Raw genomic sequence first — 22,295 nt, forward strand, 5'->3', positions numbered from 1 at the left:
CCGTTAGCTTATATTATGTCTTTCTCTAATTGCCTTCTCCAACTACCCTCTTTTTCCATTTTTAGCCCATCCAACTTTCAAGCAGTTATGTCCTGTTGTGTTCACGGGCACAAAGCTCTGACCAGTATTGTGAAACAAATAATTCATAAACTGACTGAGTGGTTCAGGTTTTCTTGATTGAGCATTCAATAATCCCAATGTTTACAGCGCCTTCGTAAATTTTCGCATTTGTTTTATTCGTTTTTTCAGACCCTTGTGTCAATAAAGCTTCATTTTGGTGTCAATTCACTGTCACCGGAATGTCACAAATGTCCTCCAGACTTTCGCCCGCTAAGACCGTTTACTGAGGTGAGTCTTCTGCTTACCTCCACTCAACATCGAAAACAAGTATAAGCAAGGAACTATAATGAAAAGCGAAACTCTTCGTGGAATTAAGTATTCAGCGATAGCACTGGCTGTAACACTAGGGATGACTGCCTGTTCACTGGAAGGTGACGATGGCGAAGACGGTGTACAAGGCCCTGTAGGTGAGCAAGGCCCAGTAGGAGATCAAGGCCCGGTGGGCGATCAAGGTCCTCAAGGTGATAGTGCAGGTACGCTAACACGTATCGCTACGGTTCCACTTGGTGCAGAAGTGACCGGTATATTCTTAACAGACGAAGGCGATTTATTTTTTAACGTTCAGCACCCGTCTGGCACTAATGCGGCGACAACCAGTGTAAATGCAATGCCTATCAACACCGGTACAGTGGGCGTGCTTGCAGGTGCTAACTTCAACAATCTGCCAGTAACATTACCAAATTCACCTGTACCAAGCTCAGATGAAGAAAAAGAGCTGGTGGTTTCTGCCATTGGTCAATATCAAGTACTCGGACAAACGGGCGACACTTTCGGTACTGACCTACCAGAAGGCTTAGGTCACATCTACACGTTGGATGGCGAAGAGTTGGTTCTTGAAAATGACATGCCTGATTTTAACGGCTTCATATCAACCGCCGAAGGCGAAGGTTACCTTTTCTCGAACTGGGAAGAGCTTCCTGGCGGTATGAGCCGCATGAAAGTTGAAAAAGACGAGTTTGGTATGTGGGAAGTAACTGAAGCCATGATGCTGGATTTCTCGCCAGTGTGGGGAACGGCGGCAAACTGCTTTGGTTCAATGTCACCTTGGGGTACACCGCTTACTTCAGAAGAGTGGGTGGTTGATTCGGCGGTGGATACGACAACATCACCAAGCTGGAATAACCCAGAGGCCGTTTCTACAGATGCGCGCTTAGGTCGTATGTGGCAAATGACGGCGCCAGATGCGCCAAACCCTTACAACTATGGCTACATTGCGGAAGTAACAGAGCCGTTGGCTGATGAGCCGGTTATTGTTAAGCATTTTGCCATGGGCCGGTACGAGCATGAGAACTCAACGGTCATGCCTGACGGTAAAACGGTTTACCTTTCTCAAGATGATACGGGTGGCGTACTGTTTAAGTTTGTCGCAGACACAGCTGAAGACTTATCGGCAGGTACACTTTACGGCGCTAAGCTCACTCAGGATGCAGGTCAGAATGATCCTGCGACAACTGGTTTTGCGGTTGAATGGGTGGAATTAGCTAGCGGTGATAACCTGACTATTCGCGCGTGGATTGATGAATACAATGGTATTGGTACCGACGATTACGTGGATGGACAAAGCTCTTACATTACTATGGCCGACGTTCAAGCATGGGCTGATGGCGATGCGACCTATCCAACGGTAGAGGAAGGTGGCTCTAGCGTAACAGCAGGACAGCCAATGGATAACCGCGTAGCGTTCTTAGAGAGTCGTGCAGCGGCCCGTCTTAAAGGGGCTACCGCAGAGTGGAGAAAACTGGAAGGTATCTCAATCAACCAGAAACGCGCAAAAGAAGCGGTTGAAGGTGTAGATACTATCGAAGGTGAAGTGGTACAGAATGCATACCTTTACATCGGCATCGCTGATATCGACAACACAATGATTGACGGTGAAGGCGATATGCAGCTTTCTGCCCGCGTTAAAGACTGTGGTGGCGTTTATCGTGCCAAGCTTGAAGAAGGCTATAACATCTCTCGTATTGAACCTGTAGTGATGGGCGGTACGTACCGTTCAAGCCTAACTGGCGCCGAGCGTTGTGACGTTGAACAGCTTTCTCAACCAGATAACGTAGTGGTGATGAACGACGGCCGTATTCTTATCGGTGAAGACGGTTTCCAAGAAAACAATACGCTGTGGATGTATGAGCCAGCAGATAAGTAAGTTTTCTTTTTAATTTAAAAATACTCCGGGCACTTATGTGCCCGGATTTTTCCGTTGTGACGATTATGAAAATGTTAAAAATAACTTCAGGTGTAAGCATTCTGCTTTCACTACTTATCAGTGTAGGATGCACTGATAACACGGGTACTGACGTGAACAATCAGTCAAACTATGAGCAAAACTCAACAAGCTTTACAGTTGACACACAACTGCCTACTTCTACTCACGAAAAGACCGACAGCACCCACGCTTATCCTTATCAAGAAGGCGATGCTATTCCCGCTCTGGCATATATTGAACACGATGAAGTGTATAACCCTGAATCGGTAATCCCGCCCCAGTGCTACACCAAAACAGAGGGCGTAAATAACCCTTGTTATGCATGTCACCAGAGCTATGATTCGATAGAAAAGCGTCCTAATCAAATGGGCGATGGCACGTTACAGGGCAACTACGAATTTTCTGACGTAGGGTTAACAAACAGCTGGAAAAACCTGTTTATTGACCGTACATCACTAATTACGGGCATTGATGATGCCACGATTAAAAAATATATAGCGCAAGACAACTATACCGCTTCGCTTAACAATGACGCCATGCCAGACTACATGCGTATTGAAAATTTGAGCGCCGCTGACAAGGCATTTGATGGCGACGGGTTTGCTAAAGATGGCAGTGGATGGGTGTCGTATAATTACAAGCCTTTCCCAAGTACTTTTTGGCCGACTAACGGGTCAACTGGCGATGCTATGATCAGGCTTCCTGAAAGCTTTCAAACGCTAAAAGGCAAGTATAATAAGGCTATCTATACATTGAACCTAAGCTTGGTTGAAATGGCACTTAAAGAGCTGGATACGTTAACTGTGGCGCCGGTCAACGAATTAGCGTTGAACCTTGACGTAAACCAAGACGGAAAACTCACCAATTCAGTGACTGAAATCGCTCGTTTGTCGCATTATGTTGGCGACGCAAGCAATGTTCCGCTAGCGCACATGCTTTACCCCGAAGGTACAGAATTCTTACATACCGTGCGCTATATTGGCGTGGATGAAAACGGGAATATTTATAACGCGCCGCGTATGAAGGAAGTGCGCTATATGAAAAAGCATATGTTCAGAAGCAGAGAAAGCTTAGCATCTGCCTATTATGCGGAAGCAAAAGATAAGCATTTTGAAAAGCTGCCTCAAACTCGCTACTTAGGTGAAAAAGGAATAGACAATGGCTTTGGCTGGACAATTAATGGCTTCATTGAAAATGAGCAGGGCGAACTTCGTGCACAGCACGATCAAGAGCTTGCGTTTTGTAACGGCTGTCACAAAACAGTAGGGTCAACCTTTGACCAAACATTTTCATTTGCACGGAAAGTTCCCGGACAAGCGGGGTGGGGCTATATAGACCTGCGTGAAATTGAAGATGTGCCAAATATCAACGAGGAAAAAGGCGAGTTCCTTACTTATATGGAGCGCGTGGGCGGTGGCGATGAGTTCCGTCAAAACGGAGAAATGCTGGCCAAATGGTTTGATGAAAAAGGTATGGTCAAGGTGGAAGAGGTGCAACGTGCCAAGTCAGTGTACGACATCATTACTCCTTCACCAGAGCGCGCGTATGCGTTGAACAAAGCGTATTTGACCATAGTGAAAGAGCAAAGCTATTTGTTCGGTCGCGACGCAACGCTGACTAAGGCGACTAATGTGTTAAGCACTATTGATGCCGAACAGCCACCGCTTAAGCCTGAACATCGTTTCAAGTGGGATATGCGACTTAACTGGCAACAAGAAAAGCCAAGCGCCATTGCAGAAGCTCGGTAGCGCTTGTTTATTTAGAAGATAACGCTCGCGGCTAGATGTTAGCCGCGGGTAAAATTTCAAACTGAATCGGTTTGTAACGGAAGTTATTTGACTCGCCCGCTGAACACGCGGTTAACCCTACGATTAGATCCATCTTTGCTTCAAATATTGTGTAATCACCGGCATTAGACTTAGGAGGAAGAACAGATATTTTACCCTTGGCGTCTACCTCCACATTCATAAAGGTATTGAATGTGGTACAAACGTGATGCTCTGGGATGTCAAACTCTGAAAAAGCCGCGACTAAATTGCCGTGGCACCCAGGTACAGGCTCTTCATTGGGATAAAAATGCTTAAACGTGTCAACACTGCAAGGAGTCAAAAGAAAGTCATGGTCTTCTACAGTGTCTTCAATAATTTCGAACATCACGTTACTTTGATTAGAGTATAGCAAGCTGCCTTTTTTGAATTGGATGCTTTCATTGTAATCTAAACTTCGTCCTGAAGAGATAAACTCATTTTTATCGTGTTCATTGAACGCATAGAGGTCGGCCACTTGTTCACCTTCTGGATCAATAACTTTAAGTCTTTCCCCTTTTTTCATAGTAAATGCAGTGCCGCTTCTTGGCTGTATAGTTTGTAACATTATGTGACTTGTCCCTTTTATTTAGGTTTAGTGCTTAATCCGCTTGAACGGGCATTCCCAGTTTTCGGAATGTTTTACACCACTATATTGATATACCTCTGAGCTATCACCATGGTTTGCGAGTAGCTCATTTTTACTTCCGCAGTACGCGGTATCTCGTTTACGAATGTGGTCTTTGAATGCTTCAAAACGCTTCTGCTTTCTCAACATGTCAAATTGCTCGTGTAAATTAAACACGATGGCAGGGTAGGGAAATCGACGGCTTTTTCTTGATGCATTTGGATGCAGTCCAACTACAAAGAAACCCTTTCCGCCTAAACTCAAGCTAAACTGAGCGTTATGAGGGTCACTTGATACTTTACTATCCCAAGGTTTTAAACAGGCGTCAATCTCGTGTAAACGCTGCAATTTTTCCCATAAAACCCGATCAAATTCAGTTTCGCTTATCGTATCTGGAAGCTCAAAAGTTGCGACCAAAGAGGAGTACATGTCCCGTTCAAGATCAAACGACTCTACAAATTGGTGAATTGACGCCAACATATCTGTCTCGTTGAGAGGACAGCGAATATCGTCGTATTGATTCACATGAATTTGGCTTTTATTGAGGGCTGTTTTGGCTCCGACGCAGGGGAAATCGGCTTCCCCTACAAACGACAAAAAGCGCTCGGTTAGATTCGGTTTCAATAAAGACATTCCATATCTCCCTGAAAGCGTTTTATGCGGTCGTGCTTAAAAGGTCAGAGCCTTTCTCCGGCGAATGAAAAGACGTAAATTCAACATTGTTTTGGGCGTTGGTTACCGTTAATTGCTCAACCGGCGCGTCCGCCTTGTCTTCCTCTACCTGCTGGGGGAGGTGCTTGATCTTAATGCCGTTTTGCTTGAAGTCAGCATTAATAAAACCTTGGTCTGCATACGCGTTCAATACATTGACGCATGGGTAAAATCCCCACTTCGAGTGAAAACGCTGCGCATTATGAACAAAGTCTAAAAGGTGATTTATCGGGCATTGATAATTAGGCCGGTGTGGTGCAAATGTTCGCGTGGGCAATTGCTCTAACGAAAACCCTAATGCCCTACAGTTAGTGAAGAAATCTTCGTCGTTTAGTCCGAAACCCGCGTAGCCTTCATCGAAGCCGCCGGTTTTCTGAAAGTCTGCCTTACGAATAAAAAACACTGTAGAACAAATACTATCGTCACTAAACTTTCCATGATTAATTTCCTGATCTCTTGAAGGTATTTCGTTACTGTCGTCTTCGGGTAACGTGTCGTCATTACTTGCTAAATAACCGATTTCTTTTTCATCTTTTGAAATTTGTCGGTAGGGCTTACAACAGCGCTCGTTGGGTAAAAACACCACTGATGTGAACACTACGGTGTTGTCACGAAGCGCAAGCAAGCCATCTCTAAAAAGCGATGGGGCAATAACTGCGTCTACGTTTAGGTAAACTAAATTCGCGTGCTTGGCCGCTGACATACCCTTGTTGCGCGCTTTCGCTATCGGAAGAGCATCTTGAGTCACAAACTTGTGAACAATGTCGAATTTGTCACTGCGTACGAGTGACAAATCAGAAGGAGGTGCCATCCAAACAATGACTAGCTCATCTGGCGTTGGAGAGCATTGCTCTAACTGAGTAATCAAATTGGTCAGCTTCTCAGTTCTGCTCTTAACAATAGTTACTGCACTTATTGGTGAACGCATACTCTTCCTCCCTTTCTAATTTGTTGAACCTGTAATAACGACGATATGAAACGTTGAACGTTATACTTTCGTAGAAGCAAAGAGTGTTCCTGTTTTGTAAGCTGTTGATTATCATCTAAAAGTTTTATTTTCAAGTTCTGTTTTTGAGTATTTTCAGCAATGGTTGAGCGCCAAGGCAAGCAAGAGGTGCAAAGTGAGAGAAAAATTTACAAACGAATGTATGGAGGCCAACAGCAGTTTTTTATGTTAATTTTTGGTGGTCTGTTCTAATTTGCAGATTAACATGACGCTTCTTTTCATAAGTCTTGTTTTACTGTGCATCTAGCGCGTAATTGCTTTGCCGTTCCCACATATTTTGATATGCTTGGTTAGTAGGTTAAACATTACAATTCAATAGTTTAAATATTCCTACAAATATTGCTTAACACGTTTTCTTTCGAGTAGAACTAATCTCATGTTATTGGTTTTTACTCACTCAGAGTGTAGGTAAATCTTCAGCCTTACTTGTAACGTATTAATTTCTGAATTTCGTATTTTTTCTGGTGGACAAAGGCTGTGGAATCACAATCGTCTGTATTTATTCGACACTATGACAAACAATCATTAAAGGTGGTTGATGTTATATCTGGTATCTCACCAAATGCTATGCGCAGGGTATTTGGCGGCTGGATATTTTTCGCAGCTGTTGTCGGCGTTATTGTAAGCGTAGCACCAGATTTGAGCGCTCAATTTATCGGTTTAACACTTTTCGTTCTTGTTGCTTTTACACTCGTAATGTTTGGACAGAGTAGAATAACGGAAGGCTGGCCAGCTATAATTTGCGACAACAACTACATCGGCGTGGTGAGAGACCCTGTTAAGAGAGAGTATATTTGTGTGAACTCTGCTCTGGTCAAAGAAGCTAACCCCACATTAATAAAACCCAACAAAAAAGCGGTTGAGATTGTGTTAGATAGCGAACAACTATCGGCAGAAGATCAAGAGGTGCTAAACCAAGCGGTTTGGCCTCGGGATAACAAGCTAATAGGGCTAGCCCATTTTAAAAAGCGTGAAGAGGCGTGTGATAGCCTCATGTGGTGTGTCAAACACCGTAGCTCTCATTAGATTTACAGTCTTGAGTATTACTCCTTGTCCGTGATTAGCGCTAGTTCGGTATAAAGCGGGTAGTGGTCTGAGCCTATGCTTTCAAGCTTCTCTATATTGACCAATGCAAAATGTTCCGAGTGAAATACGTGGTCTAACGGCCATTTCACTAAAGGATATTTCGCGTGAAATGTATTGAAAAAACCGCGCCCCTCTCGTGGGTCTAAAAGTCCGCTTATTTTCTTGAACTTTCTGGTAGTAGGTGACCAAGCCACATCGTTAAGATCGCCAGCGACGACAATAGGGCCCTCTGTTTCAGCTATTTCTTCCCCCACAACAGTAAGTTCTACGTCTCTGGGCTTTGCATACGTGTTTTCTGTTGGGCTTGGTGGTTTTGGATGAAGAAAATATAGCGTGACATCTTGTCCGTGGTGATTGATTTTAACTTTCATAGACGGCACATCTTCTTCTATTAGAAATCGCAATGAGACCTCTTCAAAGGGAAGCTTACTATAAAGATGCATACCGTAGAGGTTTTCGAGTGGGCAAAATTTACGATACGGGTATTCAGATTCAATTTCACTGATGCCTTTCTGCCACTTCTCATTAGATTCCAACGTTACGAGAAAATCAGGTTGCTTATTACGTACATGTTCAATGAGCTTGCGAAAATCGTCATTAGGCATATACACATTGCTTGATAAAACACTTAGCTTTTGGCTCGCACTCTCAACCTCGACGTGCCTAACTTCTCTTTTATACAGAGGGGTATAAGGAATGATCCAGATAACCTGATAAATAAGGCTAACTGTTAATCCAGCGACAATAATTACTGCTAGGCTATCTATCTGTGCGTAATAGGTTGATTCAAAAATATGCCCAGCAATTAACAAAGAAATGATAGCTGCTATTTGTAGTCGCGGAAATTCCCACACTCTTACTAACCAATGAGAAGAAGGAAGCAAAGGGGCCCAGCTTACGGCTATAATTAAGACTGAAACAGCAGTAAGTGCAGTATCCATGTCTAGTTGGTCCTTGAGTTTAATTAACGAAAAACACTCCACCTGTTGCTTCTGTCTGCAAAACTAAATTGGTGACTATAGCTAGGGCCTGTTGACCTTTGGTGTACAACAAAGGTCAACAGGCCCCAGTGAAGCGATACAAATCATTATAACTACGGCAGCTTTGTGAAATAAGTTTAACCTAAGTATCACTGCAACTTAGCGGCGGCCAACGACAAAAAGTTATCCCCTAGTACAATTGATAGGTGCTTTTCTTAAGTGAAGTTGACGAGTTTTGGGCATTAACAAAATTAAGTAAAAAGTTCTCAAACAAAGGCAAAGTTTGCAAAACAAAACTTACTTAACTAGCCCTGGATATTAATATTTATCATATAAAACAATGTCTTATTTTGTTGGCAAGGAATTGGCATGACTATCTACGAGTTTCGACAAAGGAGAAATGTTATGAAACGTTCACTTATTTCTATGATTGTTGCTACAACTTTGACTACAGCTGCATATGCAGGTGACATGGACACAGACAGCACAAGTAATAAATGGGAGAAAGGTGCCAAAGACGCATGGATTGATGGCAAAGCAGAAGCAACGCTGTTGTTCAATGGTAACCTTGATTCATTCGACATTAACACTGACGTTAAAAACGGTAATGTCGTTCTTACTGGTAAGGTTGAGAACTCTGTTGATAAAAAGCTAGCGGAAGAGCTAGTAGCGAATATTGACGGTGTAACGTCTGTAGACAACAAGCTAACGGTTGTCTCTGACAAAGATATGGAAGGCGACATGTCAGATGACATGGAAGATACTGTTGACGAAGGCACAAGCGAGTTAACTGACGCCAAAATCGCCACAGTAATCAAAACCCGTCTTCTCATGGATACCGATATCTCAGGTTTCGACATCGATGTTGACGTAGAAAACGGTGTAGTAACACTGACTGGCGACGTTGATTCTGATGCTGAGCGTGATCTAGCTGTGGAAATTGCCAAGAATGCATCTGACGTAAAAGATGTTGAAAGCAACCTTCGTGTAGTTACTGAAACTTCGATGAACTAATATCATTGTTGCTTTACACAAAAAAGGGGCCTCGGCCCCTTTTTTTCTGGTCACGTTTTACAGAGCTTTCCAAATCGCAAAAAACAAGGGAAGCACAGCTGCTAATATTTGTCAGGAGGACTCATTCACCATTCTCCACCTTTTTTCCATTTAGTATCATCTTACGTGCTCTAGCATCCGAGTGGCGTATCATATCGTTAATAAGCGACGTCTCAGGCATATTCTTCCAGTATTTTTTTGGCATTGAACTTAACATTGCCTTTGTTTTTACGCGGGCAGGATTAAATATATTTGCATAATACGTAAGCCAGTATTTTTCAATTCTGTCATCATTTGGAATGATACTAGGGTCAGGATTATCTTCCAAAACAAGTGTTTTAGTATTCCAATGCGCAGCTCGATAAGGGGTAAGTATTGACCAACACATATTTTTAAAACGCGTCTGAAAAAAATCGAGCTTCATTTCCAAGCTGAAGTGTTCTGGTTCATACCACGCAATAAAATGCTCTTGTCCGTCAAGTACGACTTCTCGAAATCTCAAAAAAGCACTTATCTTATATGCATCGCGTTTTACTGCTTTAGCCAGCATGTTGAGACGCAACACATCTTCGTCAGTTTTTAAGTGAATAAGGTTTCTGTTTTCGAAAACTACTCGCCATAAAACGCGGTAACATAAAGCGAAACGATCGGGGGCTTGGTGGCATAACGCATACTTCAACAGCGTTAAAACTGTTTTAGGAATTCTGTAATTCGTTTGGCTTTCACCAATAGCGTTGGCCGAATCGGCCACGGCAAACAAGTCGTCTTGGTTAGATTGCGAAGTTTGCCATGTAACGTTCTCGGGAGGTATGTGTTGGGCTAGACATTCTCTCGATGCTTTTCGCCATTCGTCGTATCCGGGCACTGATGAAATTGTTACTTTTTTCATTGTGGTACCAATTAGATTAAGCGCTGAACAATTCAAACTGTTTTGGTTGTTTAAATTGCTGTTCAAAGTTACTGCTATCGAGCAAATGGATAGCGGGGGAATAATCACTAACAGTAATGAACGGTTTTAATTTTTGTAAGGGCAAACGCATTTTTGTGAGATCGAACCAGCTAAGCTTTGTGTAACGTCGAATAGCCAGAATTTTTTGTACTGTGCGTGCTCCCAGTCCAGGAACTCGCAATAAAAGTAGCTTGTCAGCTTTGTTTAAATCGATGGGAAATATGTGGCGATTGCGTAGCGCCCACGCAAGCTTGGGGTCGTGCTCCATATCTAGCATGTCGTTGTGTACGATTTCATCTAAACCAAATCCATAAAAGCGCAGGAGCCAATCGGCCTGATAAAGTCGGTGTTCACGGATAAGTGGCGCCGGTTTAAGAGGCAAGACTTCAGACGCATCTGGGATGGGCGAAAATGCAGAATAATAAACGCGCCGCAATTTTTGTTGACCATACAGTTTGACACTCGTGCCAAGGATAACTTTATCATTTGAGTCATCGGCTCCTATGATCATCTGAGTGGACTGTCCGCCAGGAGCAAAGCGAGGTGGGCGTTTACCCGAGTAGGTTTTATCTACTTTGTGTTCATTTATTTTGTCTTTCAATGTATTCATTGAACCGTGAATTTCAGCAAGGTCTTTTTCCGGGGCGTATTTGTTCAACGAATTTTGTGTCGGCATTTCGATGTTTATACTTAGCCTATCGGCATATAAGCCAGCTTCAGCCTGTAGTTCAGGAGATGCATTCGGAATGGTCTTAAGATGAATGTATCCTTTAAATCCGTGATCAATGCGAAGAGACTTCGCGATGCGTACCATGCTCTCCATAGTCAGGTCAGGAGAGCCGACAATACCGGAACTTAAAAATAATCCCTCAATGTAGTTACGCTTATAAAAATTAAGCGTTAAATCAACCGTTTCTTTAACGGTAAAACGCGCTCGTTGAACGTTGCTAGACACCCTATTGATGCAGTAATGGCAATCGTATATGCAATAGTTGGTCATTAGGATCTTAAGTAATGATACGCATCGACCATCAGGGGTAAAGCTGTGACATATCCCTGACCCTCCTGTGAGCGAACCTATTCCTTTTTTGTCAGTTTTACCTGCTTTTCGTTTACCGGCGGAGCCACTTGCGCAAGAAGCGTCATACTTAGCGGCATCTGAAAGAATTTCGAGTTTTTGAATGAGTTTGTCATGCATCGCAAATGGTCACTTTCTCTAGGCAAATGTACGTGGTAGACGGTCTGAAAAAAAACAAGATTCCATACCAGTACTTTGCTTGTTGTGGTATATCTCAATACTGTATAAGTGTACAGTATTGAGGGGAGTGAGTTTATTAAATTTGAAAGGAAAATTTTATCTTGCTGTGTGTAGAAAGTACCTTATACAACTTTAGTATAAGTTTTGGGTTGTTCTAAGCTGCTGAAAAATAAAGATTAACTATATGGTGCGGAAGGTGCATATGGTTAAGTAGATATGAGTGAATTACTAGATGTATTGAATAGACGAAAGTTTGTATTGTCAGGCAGAAAACATCTGCTGCAACGTGAAAGCTAGAAACTTAAAAAGTCGAATGACTCAATACGTTGGTGATAAATAGTTTTAATTAAGTGGATTGTAGCGAGCTTATCGATACAAGTGCAAAATCGTTCAAGGAGTGGGGCATGAACTTTTTAAAGTGGGTTTATTCAGGCTTAGTGGTATCAGCAATCATTGTTATAGTCGGTGTAATTGGGCAAGGAAAGCTATCCGTAAGCCAGGCATCAGCTGATGACGAACAGCGCCCCGTTCATATGGATATTCAAAAAGTACAGCGCAACTTCTCATTGGTAGAATTTGATTTGTCGAAAAAGGCGCATCTATTGAGAAAAACGCGTTTAGAGCACTACATTGCACAGGCTAAGCAAGCCGATTTAAGAGGTTGGAAATTTAAGCGTGATGAGTTTGTTGAGCGCGCCGAAAATATTCTAAATCACCATCTTACTCAATACGCGAATGATGTTAGTCAAGATGCGGAAACTTATACCGCTCAAGCAATCTAATACAAAGGCTATACATGAAAACGCGCCTTACATTCTTACAATGTAGGGCGCGTTTTTCGTTTGAGTGTTTTCCAAATTTATTCCGACAGCGCAGAAATATAAGCTCTTACCACTTTTTCAACAAAGGCCTGACAATTTTTGGCCGTGGTTGGGTCATATTCACCATGGTTGGTAATGTTGTTCGATAATACGCGAATACCTAAAAAGGGAACGTGGTAGGCATGTGCAATCTGCGCTGCAGAAGCGGTTTCCATTTCTTCCACACTCGTTCCCATATTCTTATGGAGCCATGCTATTCGATCTAACTCATTATTCCAAAAGTTACCACTGCCAATCGTTCCTTTAACGACGTTCCCGCGTTTGTACTGCTTGGATAGCGATAGAGCTAGGTTGATGAGCTGTTTGTCTCCTAAATAAAAACGCAACTTTTCTGCGTCTTTAGCGCTACTTCCTTCTCCCGCGCTGCCTTCTGACGCCATAAGATCCATCGGTAGCCAATTAAACGGATGAGAACCTTCTCCTTGAGCTAGCTTGGGCGTTTTAAAGTTGGATGCATTAATACTGCGTTCGCCAAGAACAATATCACCAACTTTTAAGGAAGGATCGTGGCCACCTGATGTTCCCTGATTGATGATAAGGCGAGGGTGGTATCTCTCTATGCCATTAGCGGTGGCGGCCGCTGTATTTTCTAAACCCTTACCGGTTTTAGCTACCACAATGGGATACCCGTCTAGTGTCCCTTTATAGAATACCGCATTACCTGAATACTCTGTTGTAGTGTTATCCAAAAGCGCAGCAAAGTATTCGGCTTCAATGGGCATGGGGCCTTGAATCATTATTGGCTGTAACGGAGCGTTCTGTGAAGCTACTTCTACACGCTTCATGGTGTGTACGTGCTGTGTATTTGCCCATACGCTATGAGTGAAAAGTGCCAAGAGCGTTATAATTGCTGAAAAACGTGTGTAGCGATTGAAAACTAGCTGCATGTCTATCCTTATTTTTGTCGTTGTTGTCCCGAGGAGTGTTAACGAATTCTCGTTGTTTTGTTGGATATGTTTTTTGTAATTTTGATACTGACTTAGATGAGTGTTCTTATTATAAGCGTCAGCTTACCACTGCTTTAGTAAATTACAGGCAAAAAAAAGCGAAGCATTTGCTTCGCTTTAATAGTGTATTCGTCGCTATTCGACTTCTACGATTTTAAGGGTATTGGTCGCGCCCACTTTTTCCATTTCATCGCCGTAAGTCAGGATGATACTGTCGCCGCTTTTAACTAATCCTTTTTCTTTAAGTGATGCAATGACATCGTACTTCAATTTGCCAGGTTCACTGTTTGAAGAGTCAAAGAAAACCGGCTTAACGCCGCGGCAAAGCGCCATTGTGTTAAGCGTTGATTCGTGACGAGACATCGCAATAATTGGCAGAGATGTAGTAATGCGAGACATTAACGTTGGTGTAGTTCCACTTTCAGTTAAACCTACAATCGCTTTAACACTTGGCAAGTGGTTCGCAGCGTAAACCGCTGACAGAGCAATTGACTCGCTAGTAGAAGAAAACTGCTGATCCATGCGGTGCTTGGAAATTTTAACGCTTGGATGTGTTTCCGCGCCTTCACAAACACGAGCCATAGCTGCAACTTTTTAAATGGGAAAATTACCCGCCGCTGTTTCAGCTGAAAGCATTACCGCGTCAGTGCCGTCTAGTACAGCGTTTGCAACGTCCATTACTTCTGCACGTGTAGGCATAGGGCTGTCAATCATCGACTCCATCATTTGCGTCGCGGTGATCACAACCTTGTTGAGCTGGCGAGAACGGGCAATCAGTTTCTTTTGAACACCAACAAGTTCCGCATCGCCAATTTCTACACCCAAGTCACCACGAGCAACCATTACCGCATCTGAAGCGCTGATGATATCCGTCATGGCTTCGTCAGACGCCACCGTTTCAGCACGCTCGACCTTTGCACAAATTTTTGCGTAGCAGCCAGCTGCTTCGGCAAGTTCTCGCGCGTAGTTCAAGTCTGCGCCGCTGCGAGGAAATGACACTGCAAGATAATCAACACCAATTTTCGCGGCGGTTTTAATGTCTTCTTTGTCTTTTTCGGTAAGTGCATCTGCAGAAAGACCACCGCCTTGACGGTTAATACCTTTATTGTTTGAAAGCTTGCCGCCTACTGTTACTTCAGTAATCACTTTGCGGCCTTCAACGCCAGTTACTCGAAGCTGAATACGACCGTCATCAAGAAGCAGAATATCGCTTGCTGATACATCATCAGGAAGCGCTTTGTAATCAATACCTACTTGATTAATATCACCTTCGTCGCGGCCTAATTCAGCGTCTAGAATGAATTTTGCGCCAACCTCTAAACGAACTGCACCTTCGGCAAAACGAGCAACACGGATTTTAGGGCCCTGAAGATCACCTAAAATCGCTACGTATTTACCTAGGTTCTTTGCTGCCTGACGAACGCGCTTTGCACGTTCAATGTGATCTTCGGCTTGTCCGTGTGAAAAGTTCATGCGCACAGTGTTTGCGCCTGCGGCAATAAGTGCCTGAATCTTTTCAAGTGAGTCGGTTGCAGGTCCTAAGGTGGCAAGAATTTTCGTTCTTCTGGTCATGTGATTCCGTCGCTGTTTCTAAGTTAGAAAAGACAAAGAGTGATAGGCTACGCGTTTATACGGTATGCCTGTAATCGCTTTACGTAATTTTATTACAGAATAATAGTTGAATTTGACAAAAATGTGAATGAAATAAACAAAAACGCCTAACTGGCTCGACCAGTTAGGCGGTTTCGCTGATTTATTGAACCACTATTGTTACGGTAAGTGGTTCTTATATGATCACGTGGGAAGAAAATTACTCACCACGCTTTTCATAACGTGAACCACGCAGCGTATCTTTTACTCGCTTCAGATTCTCTCTGAACTTGTTGCCGCGGCGCAATGTAAAACCGGTTGCCAGTACATCAATTAGCGTGAGCTGCGCGATGCGAGAGGCCATTGGCATATACATATCAGTATCTTCCGGCACCTCCAGCGATAACACGTAACTGCACTCTTGTGCCAGCGGGCTATCTGCTGAGGTAATTCCTACCACAGTAGCGTCGTTCATGCGGGCAATTTGCGCTATTTCTACTAAGCTTTTAGTTCGGCCCGTATGGCTAATCAATACAACAACATCGCCATCTGAACAGTTCATGCAGCTCATGCGCTGCATCAAAATATCTTCAAAGTAGACCACTGGAACATTGAAGCGGAAAAACTTATTTAGTGCATCGTGTGCCACTGAAGCTGAAGCGCCTAAGCCGAAAAATGAAATTTTCTGTGCCTGTGTAAGTAAATCAACAACGCGATTTACCACGTTCACATCCACAGATTGGCGCGCCACTTCCAGGGACGCCATGGTCGATTCGAATATCTTATTGGTATATTCGTCCGGGCTGTCGTTTTCATCAACATGGCGGTTTACATAAGGCGTGCCGTTAGCCAGGCTCTGCGCTAAATGCAGCTTAAAGTCTGGGAAGCCTTTAGTATCAAGTCTTCGGCAGAAACGGTTTACGGTAGGCTCACTAACATCCGACATCTTAGCGAGGGTTGCTATACTCGAATGAATGGCCGTTTGTGGGTTAGCTAGAATTACTTCAGCTACCTTTTTCTCAGATTTACTGAATGCCGCTTGGTTTTGTGTGATTTTTTCTAAAATGTTCATACAGATATAGCAATTAGTTAGCACAATTTATTGTAAGGTACACCCGTAATAGTACCCAATGTGACGTCTGTGACAAGAAAAATGTAATTTTTTGACAATTTTTGTTATTTCAATCGGGTTAAATGAGGGTAAACTGAGGGAAACAGTAAAGATTCAGATCCTATAGTTGGTACAAGTTGTAATTTTACTACATTTGGTGTTAACTATACGGTAAAAATAGTCGTTAGTGTTGTAAATAACTGTACAATACGCCGCGGACACATACATTTAAAAGGTCGACGAATATGGTATTGGATAATTCCTACGAACCCTGTGATTTTGTACTTTTCGGTACACTGGGAGATCTTTCACGACGCAAGTTGTTGCCTTCTTTATATCAGCTTGAAAAAGCAAACTTGATGCACCCAGACACCACTATTGTGGGTGTTGCGCGTCAAGAAATGGAGCTGGATGCCTATATTGAAGAAGTTCATGCCAACCTAATCAAGTTTGGCGAAAAGAACTTGTGTGAAGCCACTTGGGAAAAAATGAAAGCGCGTTTGCACTATGCATGCGTAGACATGAAGGACGTTGAAAGCTATTGCGTATTAGACGACCACGTTGACTCAAGCCGCACCATGGTTTGTTATCTAGCGACGCCACCGGCGATATATGGTGATATCTGTCGTGGCCTGCATAGCTGTAAAATTATCGACTCAAGCGTTCGCGTTGTGCTAGAAAAGCCAATTGGTCACGATTTGGCATCGTCTAAAGTGATCAATGAGCAAGTTGCAGAATACTTCGACGAAAAGCAAATTTACCGCATTGACCATTACCTTGGTAAAGAGACAGTACTGAACTTAGTATCACTGCGTTTTGCCAATTCTATTTTTGCTACTAACTGGGACCACAACTGCATTGACCATGTTCAAATCTCAGTTGCAGAGTCTGTGGGTATTGAAGGGCGTTGGGGTTACTTTGACGACGCGGGTCAAATGCGAGATATGGTGCAAAACCACTTGCTACAAATTCTAAGCTTAGTAGCGATGGAGCCTCCAACAACGCTTGATGCCGACAGCATTCGAGATGAAAAACTCAAAGTGCTTAAAGCGCTTCGTCCTATCAACTCGTTTAATATTAACGAAAGCACAGTTCGCGGCCAGTACACGTCTGGCTTTGTAAAGGGCGAGGAAGTGCCTGGATACCTTGAAGAAGAAGGTGCCAATACGCAAAGTAAAACTGAAACCTTTGTTGCGATTAAAGCGGAAATTGATAACTGGCGTTGGGCTGGTGTGCCGTTCTACCTACGCACAGGTAAGCGCATGCCAACTAAGGTGAGTGAAGTTGTTATCTACTTCAAGCGTCAGCCGCACAACTTATTCGGTGACAGCTTCAAGAATCTCCCACCCAATAAGCTCGTTATTCGTCTACAGCCAGACGAAGGTGTAGAAATCACTGTAATGAACAAAGTGCCTGGCTTAACTAGCTCTGGTTCTATGGATCTACAAAAATCGAAGCTTAACTTAAGCTTCTCTGAAGCGTTTGCCGACGAGCGTATTCCTGATGCATACGAAAAGCTACTTCTTGAAGTTATGTTGGGTAATCAGGCGCTATTCGTTCGTCGTGACGAAATTGAACAAGCCTGGACATGGGTAGACTCAATTCTTGAAGCGTGGAAGCAATCGAGTGAGCCACCAGAACCGTATCAAGCAGGTACATGGGGGCCGGTAGACTCTATAGGTCTTCTTGCTCGCGAAAATCGCAGCTGGTACGAAAGCAAAACAGGGAAGAAAAAGTAATATGGCGTTAACAACTCTATCATTCGAAACACCTGATGCATTGACTGACGCATTTGCGCAAGACTTAGTCAGTATCTTAAAAACAGGTATTAAAACTCGTGGTCGCGCATCGCTTGTAGTGAGTGGTGGTCGCACGCCTCTGGCGCTTTTCAAACAACTAAGTGAAACCGAACTTGAGTGGGATAAGGTTGATATCACCCTTGCTGACGAGCGCTGGGTTGAAGAGGGCCACGAGGCCAGCAACACCAGCCTAGTCAAAAATAATCTAATTCAAAATAAAGCCGCAGCAGCTCGTTTTATCGAATTGAAAAGCGATGCTGATGATGCAAACGAAGGCGTAAATGCTGCAGAGTCAAATTTGGCTAGCATGTCGCAACCTTTTGATGCATTGATTCTTGGCATGGGGGAAGACGGTCACACTGCATCGCTTTTCCCTTGCTCTGAGCAAGTACTTGACGGCTTAGATATGAGCAGCGGCAGAACCTGTATCGCTGTTCAACCTACAACAGCACCTCATCAACGTATTTCATTAACGCTACCTGCGTTACTCAATAGCCGTAATATCTTTTTGCATTTAACAGGCGAGAAGAAAAAACAAGTCTTACTTGACGCTATTGAAAATGCCACCGAAGCGCAAAAGCCCATCACCGCCGTAGTTAACCGTGCGCCGGTTACTTTGATGTGGGCGCCATAGGAGACAAACATGAATCCAAAAATTGCTGAAGTTACGCAACGAATTATCGAGCGTAGTAAAGAAACGCGTAAGGCGTATCTAGAAAAAATTGAGAGTGCACGACGTCAAGGACCACACCGTGGTGTGTTGTCATGCGGTAACCTTGCTCACGGCTTTGCAGCATGTGGAACAAGCGAAAAATCTGACCTTCGTTCAATGACTAAAGCCAACGTGGCTATTGTGTCTGCGTATAACGATATGCTTTCAGCGCACCAGCCTTACGAGACTTATCCTGCGTTAATTAAAGAAGCAGTGAAAGAAGTAGGCAGTGTAGCCCAGTTCGCAGGTGGCGTACCTGCTATGTGTGATGGTGTTACACAAGGCCAGTCTGGCATGGACTTAAGCCTAATGAGCCGTGATAACATTGCTCAGGGGGCTGCCATTGCGCTTTCTCACAATATGTTCGATAGCGCATTGATGCTAGGTATCTGCGACAAAATCGTTCCCGGGCTACTAATGGGCGCACTAACGTTCGGTCATTTGCCAACCGTTTTTGTGCCAGCCGGTCCAATGCCATCGGGTCTTCCAAACAAAGAAAAGGCCCGCGTTCGTCAAGAATTTGCCGAAGGTAAAGTAGGGCGTGACGCGTTGCTTGAAGCTGAATCTCAATCTTACCACTCTGCTGGTACCTGTACGTTCTATGGAACGGCAAACTCGAATCAGCTAGTGGTTGAAATGATGGGCTTGCACCTTCCGGGTTCGTCGTTTGTTAATCCAGGCACACCTTTGCGCGACGCGTTAACTAAAGCGGCTGCGGTCCAAGCGACACGCCTAACTGACCTTGGCGACAACTATACGCCAATTGGTCACATTGTAGATGCAAAAGCCATTGTGAACGGCCTTGTAGGTCTTCTTGCTACGGGTGGTTCTACTAACCACACCATGCACCTTATTGCGGTAGCTCGCGCTGCAGGTTACATCGTAAATTGGGACGACTTCTCAGATATCTCTAATGCTGTGCCTCTTCTTACTCGCATTTACCCGAATGGCTCAGCTGACATTAACCACTTTGTTGCAGCAGGTGGTATGTCATTGCTAATTAGACAGCTGCTTGATGCGGGTCTACTACATAACGACGTTAAGACTATTTGTGGTGAAGGCTTAGACTTCTACACTAAAGAGCCTGTGCTTAAAGACGGCGAATTAGAATGGCGAGATGGCCCAACTGAATCCCTTGATAAAGAAGTGCTAGCAACTGTTGACGCTCCGTTTAAGCCAGATGGTGGTTTGAGTGTACTTGACGGCAATCTTGGTCGTGGCGTTATCAAAACCTCAGCGCTTCGCACGCCTCACTGTAATATCAAAGCGCCAGCGGTTGTGTTTGAAGACCAGTTTGAACTGGATGACGCGTTTAAGTCTGGCAAGCTAGACAAAGACTGCATTGTAGTTGTTCGCTTCCAAGGTCCTTCTGCGATTGGTATGCCAGAACTTCACCGCTTAACGCCACCTCTTGGTGTGCTTCAAGATCGCGGCTTTAAAGTGGCGCTAGTTACTGACGGTCGTATGTCTGGTGCATCAGGTAAAGTTCCTGCAGCTATCCACGTGACTCCAGAAGCTTATAAAGGCGGTCTACTTGCTAAAGTGCAAGAGGGCGACATTATCGAGCTAAACACACAAACTGGTGCACTAACACTGCATGTGGATGATGAAACACTGGCTGCACGTGAAGCAGCGCCAGCGAACTTAGCTAAGCATCACGTTGGAATGGGACGTGAAATGTTTGCGGGTATGCGCGCTATTCTGACAGGTGCAGAAGAGGGTGCATGTTCACTGTTTTACACGCAGGAGCAAGCATAATGAGCCAGAAGTTTGTGGCTGATGTTGGCGGTACGAATATTCGCGTTGCAAGGGTAACCGAATCAGGTGTGGCCGACATCAAGAAATACATGTGTAATGATTTTGCCAGCATTGACCTTGCTATTGCACAATACTTTAGCGACATGCCGGAATACAGCTTTTCGCAGGGCTGTATTGCTATTGCATGTCCAGTATTGGGCGATCAAGTCGAGATGACGAATCACAGCTGGGCATTTTCGCAAAATGCGCTTCGCTCGCAGCTTAAACTAGATGCGTTGTTCGTTATTAACGACTTCACTGCCGTAGCGCACTCATTGCCTGTATTAGGCGAAGAGCAAGTGGTGCAAATTGGTGAAGGCACAGCGAAAGAAAATGGCAACATCGCTGTTTTTGGGCCAGGTACGGGATTAGGTGTTGAACATATCACGATGACCTCAACCGGTTGGCAGACGCTAGACGGAGAAGGTGGTCACGTAGACTTTGCACCGGTAGATGAAACCGATGTTGTTGTATGGCGTCACCTTCAATCTACCTTAGGGCGTGCTTCTGCAGAAGAAGTGATGTCTGGTCGTGGTCTACACAATATCTATACTGCGCTAGCCAATCAGGCTTCAACGCCAGTCGTATTTACCGAGCCCGCTCAAATAACTGACGCTGCGCTAAACGGTACCTGCAAAATTGCTGAAGCAACGCTTACCCAATTCTGTCGAATTATGGGAAGTTTTGCGGGTAATTTAGCACTTAACATGGCAACCACGGGCGGCATCTTCATTGGTGGTGGCATTGCTAACCGTTTCCCTGAATTTATTCAAAACAGCGATTTTAGAGCGCGTTTTGAAGCGAAAGGGCAAATGAAGCACTACGTGAAAGACATTCCCACCTATTTAATTGCAGAACCTGATCATGGTCTATTGGGTGCGGCTGCATATCTGAATCAAAATACAGCGAGCTAAATTATGACAACGAAATGGAAATACTCTCCAGAGGAAATTTTTGCGGCCGGTCCAGTTGTACCTGTTTTGGTAATCAATGACGTAGAAAAAGCGGTTCCTCTGGCAAAAGCGCTGATGGAAGGTGGTATTAAAGTACTAGAAGTAACGCTACGTACCCCAGCGGCTATTGACGTGATTAAGCGAATTGCACAAGAAGTGCCTGATTCTTTAATTGGTGCTGGAACAGTGACTAACGCTCAGCAGCTTAAAGCGGTCGTTGAAGCGGGCGCTAAGTTCGCAATTAGCCCAGGTATGACGGCTGATTTGCTAAAAGCGGGTATGGATTCAGAAATTCCACTTATCCCTGGTATCTCTTCAACTTCTGATTTGATGAAGGGTAAAGATGCGGGTTATACCCACATGAAATTCTTCCCAGCAGAGGCTTCAGGCGGCGTTAAAGCCATTAAGTCTATAAGTGGTCCTTTCCCAGATGTGACGTTCTGCCCAACGGGTGGCATTGGTCCAAACAACTACAATGACTATTTAGCGCTTAACAACGTTAAATGTGTAGGTGGTTCATGGCTTGCCCCAGACGACGCAATCGAATCAGGTGACTGGGCGCGTATTACGCAGCTAGCAAAAGAAGCTGTTGCGGGTGCTAAGCAGTAATTTGCTGAACCTTTAAATAAAAAAACCTGCTCATTGGCAGGTTTTTTTATATCTCTTGATCGTGAACTGCGACTGTCTACCTTCCGAAGTGTCAGCG

At 44.1% G+C, this 22,295-nt stretch carries 18 protein-coding genes and 1 pseudogene; 10 read left to right on the forward strand and 9 right to left on the reverse strand.

What is annotated here, in order from left to right; genetic code table 11:
- Nucleotides 1-406: 406 nt before the first annotated feature.
- Together BIZ39_RS02790 and BIZ39_RS02795 are read left to right on the forward strand one after the other, a co-directional pair.
- Nucleotides 407-2,263, forward strand: a complete 1,857-nt coding sequence (locus BIZ39_RS02790) for an alkaline phosphatase PhoX (RefSeq protein WP_014949867.1) — start codon at nt 407-409, stop codon at nt 2,261-2,263.
- Nucleotides 2,264-2,328: 65 nt separating this feature from the next.
- Nucleotides 2,329-4,071: a hypothetical protein gene (locus tag BIZ39_RS02795; protein WP_049589021.1), complete on the forward strand. Its 1,743-nt coding sequence runs from the start codon at nt 2,329-2,331 to the stop codon at nt 4,069-4,071.
- A gap of 31 nt (nt 4,072-4,102) precedes the next feature.
- Here BIZ39_RS02795 and BIZ39_RS02800 read toward each other — a convergent pair whose 3' ends face one another.
- Genes BIZ39_RS02800 through BIZ39_RS02810 form a run of 3 tightly spaced genes read right to left on the reverse strand, consistent with a single transcriptional unit; the run spans nt 4,103 to nt 6,395 of the window.
- Nucleotides 4,103-4,696 (reverse strand): DUF1989 domain-containing protein, encoded by a 594-nt coding sequence (locus BIZ39_RS02800; RefSeq protein ID WP_014976827.1) that lies wholly within the window; start codon nt 4,694-4,696, stop codon nt 4,103-4,105.
- Between the two features lie 27 nt (nt 4,697-4,723).
- On the reverse strand, nt 4,724-5,389 hold the full coding sequence (gene gntA / locus BIZ39_RS02805; RefSeq protein ID WP_014949864.1) for a guanitoxin biosynthesis heme-dependent pre-guanitoxin N-hydroxylase GntA: 666 nt from the start codon (nt 5,387-5,389) through the stop codon (nt 4,724-4,726).
- A gap of 22 nt (nt 5,390-5,411) precedes the next feature.
- On the reverse strand, nt 5,412-6,395 hold the full coding sequence (locus BIZ39_RS02810) for a glycosyltransferase family 2 protein (protein ID WP_187446289.1): 984 nt from the start codon (nt 6,393-6,395) through the stop codon (nt 5,412-5,414).
- A 555-nt stretch (nt 6,396-6,950) separates the two neighbouring features.
- On the opposite strand from BIZ39_RS02810, the gene BIZ39_RS02815 reads away from it, so the two are divergent.
- Nucleotides 6,951-7,499 carry a hypothetical protein gene (locus tag BIZ39_RS02815; protein ID WP_014949862.1) on the forward strand — a complete coding sequence of 183 codons (549 nt, stop codon included), beginning with the start codon at nt 6,951-6,953 and terminating at the stop codon, nt 7,497-7,499.
- A gap of 17 nt (nt 7,500-7,516) precedes the next feature.
- Here BIZ39_RS02815 and BIZ39_RS02820 read toward each other — a convergent pair whose 3' ends face one another.
- Nucleotides 7,517-8,500 (reverse strand): endonuclease/exonuclease/phosphatase family protein, encoded by a 984-nt coding sequence (locus BIZ39_RS02820; RefSeq protein ID WP_187446290.1) that lies wholly within the window; start codon nt 8,498-8,500, stop codon nt 7,517-7,519.
- Between the two features lie 444 nt (nt 8,501-8,944).
- On the opposite strand from BIZ39_RS02820, the gene BIZ39_RS02825 reads away from it, so the two are divergent.
- On the forward strand, nt 8,945-9,553 hold the full coding sequence (locus BIZ39_RS02825; protein ID WP_187446291.1) for a BON domain-containing protein: 609 nt from the start codon (nt 8,945-8,947) through the stop codon (nt 9,551-9,553).
- 121 nt (nt 9,554-9,674) lie between these two features.
- On the opposite strand, the gene BIZ39_RS02830 is transcribed toward BIZ39_RS02825, so the two are convergent.
- The gene (locus BIZ39_RS02830) at nt 9,675-10,481 is read right to left on the reverse strand and encodes a TIGR03915 family putative DNA repair protein (protein ID WP_187446292.1); all 807 of its coding nucleotides are present in this window, start codon (nt 10,479-10,481) and stop codon (nt 9,675-9,677) included.
- Nucleotides 10,482-10,497: 16 nt separating this feature from the next.
- A complete protein-coding gene (locus BIZ39_RS02835) occupies nt 10,498-11,739 on the reverse strand; it encodes a putative DNA modification/repair radical SAM protein (RefSeq protein WP_101564978.1) in 1,242 nt (413 codons plus the stop codon).
- A 464-nt stretch (nt 11,740-12,203) separates the two neighbouring features.
- Between BIZ39_RS02835 and BIZ39_RS02840 the strand changes: the two genes are divergently transcribed.
- Nucleotides 12,204-12,581 (forward strand): hypothetical protein, encoded by a 378-nt coding sequence (locus BIZ39_RS02840; protein ID WP_014949857.1) that lies wholly within the window; start codon nt 12,204-12,206, stop codon nt 12,579-12,581.
- 77 nt (nt 12,582-12,658) lie between these two features.
- Here BIZ39_RS02840 and BIZ39_RS02845 read toward each other — a convergent pair whose 3' ends face one another.
- The 3 genes and pseudogenes from BIZ39_RS02845 to BIZ39_RS02855 form a co-directional block, all read right to left on the reverse strand.
- On the reverse strand, nt 12,659-13,567 hold the full coding sequence (locus tag BIZ39_RS02845) for a 5'-methylthioadenosine/S-adenosylhomocysteine nucleosidase (RefSeq protein ID WP_187446293.1): 909 nt from the start codon (nt 13,565-13,567) through the stop codon (nt 12,659-12,661).
- Nucleotides 13,568-13,762: 195 nt separating this feature from the next.
- Nucleotides 13,763-15,199, reverse strand: a pseudogene (pyk, locus tag BIZ39_RS02850) (pyruvate kinase).
- A 238-nt stretch (nt 15,200-15,437) separates the two neighbouring features.
- The gene (locus BIZ39_RS02855; protein WP_014949854.1) at nt 15,438-16,289 is read right to left on the reverse strand and encodes a MurR/RpiR family transcriptional regulator; all 852 of its coding nucleotides are present in this window, start codon (nt 16,287-16,289) and stop codon (nt 15,438-15,440) included.
- A gap of 284 nt (nt 16,290-16,573) precedes the next feature.
- Between BIZ39_RS02855 and zwf the strand changes: the two genes are divergently transcribed.
- Genes zwf through BIZ39_RS02880 form a run of 5 tightly spaced genes read left to right on the forward strand, consistent with a single transcriptional unit; the run spans nt 16,574 to nt 22,198 of the window.
- Nucleotides 16,574-18,067: a glucose-6-phosphate dehydrogenase gene (gene zwf, locus BIZ39_RS02860; protein WP_049587589.1), complete on the forward strand. Its 1,494-nt coding sequence runs from the start codon at nt 16,574-16,576 to the stop codon at nt 18,065-18,067.
- Between the two features lies 1 nt (nt 18,068).
- A complete protein-coding gene (gene pgl, locus BIZ39_RS02865; RefSeq protein ID WP_014979596.1) occupies nt 18,069-18,761 on the forward strand; it encodes a 6-phosphogluconolactonase in 693 nt (230 codons plus the stop codon).
- Nucleotides 18,762-18,770: 9 nt separating this feature from the next.
- Nucleotides 18,771-20,597: a phosphogluconate dehydratase gene (edd, locus tag BIZ39_RS02870; RefSeq protein WP_014998717.1), complete on the forward strand. Its 1,827-nt coding sequence runs from the start codon at nt 18,771-18,773 to the stop codon at nt 20,595-20,597.
- Nucleotides 20,597-21,550 carry a glucokinase gene (locus BIZ39_RS02875; protein ID WP_049587592.1) on the forward strand — a complete coding sequence of 318 codons (954 nt, stop codon included), beginning with the start codon at nt 20,597-20,599 and terminating at the stop codon, nt 21,548-21,550. The genes edd and BIZ39_RS02875 overlap by 1 nt, the downstream gene beginning before the upstream one ends.
- A 3-nt stretch (nt 21,551-21,553) precedes the next feature.
- On the forward strand, nt 21,554-22,198 hold the full coding sequence (locus BIZ39_RS02880; RefSeq protein WP_014949849.1) for a bifunctional 4-hydroxy-2-oxoglutarate aldolase/2-dehydro-3-deoxy-phosphogluconate aldolase: 645 nt from the start codon (nt 21,554-21,556) through the stop codon (nt 22,196-22,198).
- Nucleotides 22,199-22,295: the final 97 nt, after the last annotated feature.

Source organism: Alteromonas sp. BZK5 (genome assembly GCF_014349115.1).
GTDB lineage: Bacteria > Pseudomonadota > Gammaproteobacteria > Enterobacterales > Alteromonadaceae > Alteromonas > Alteromonas macleodii.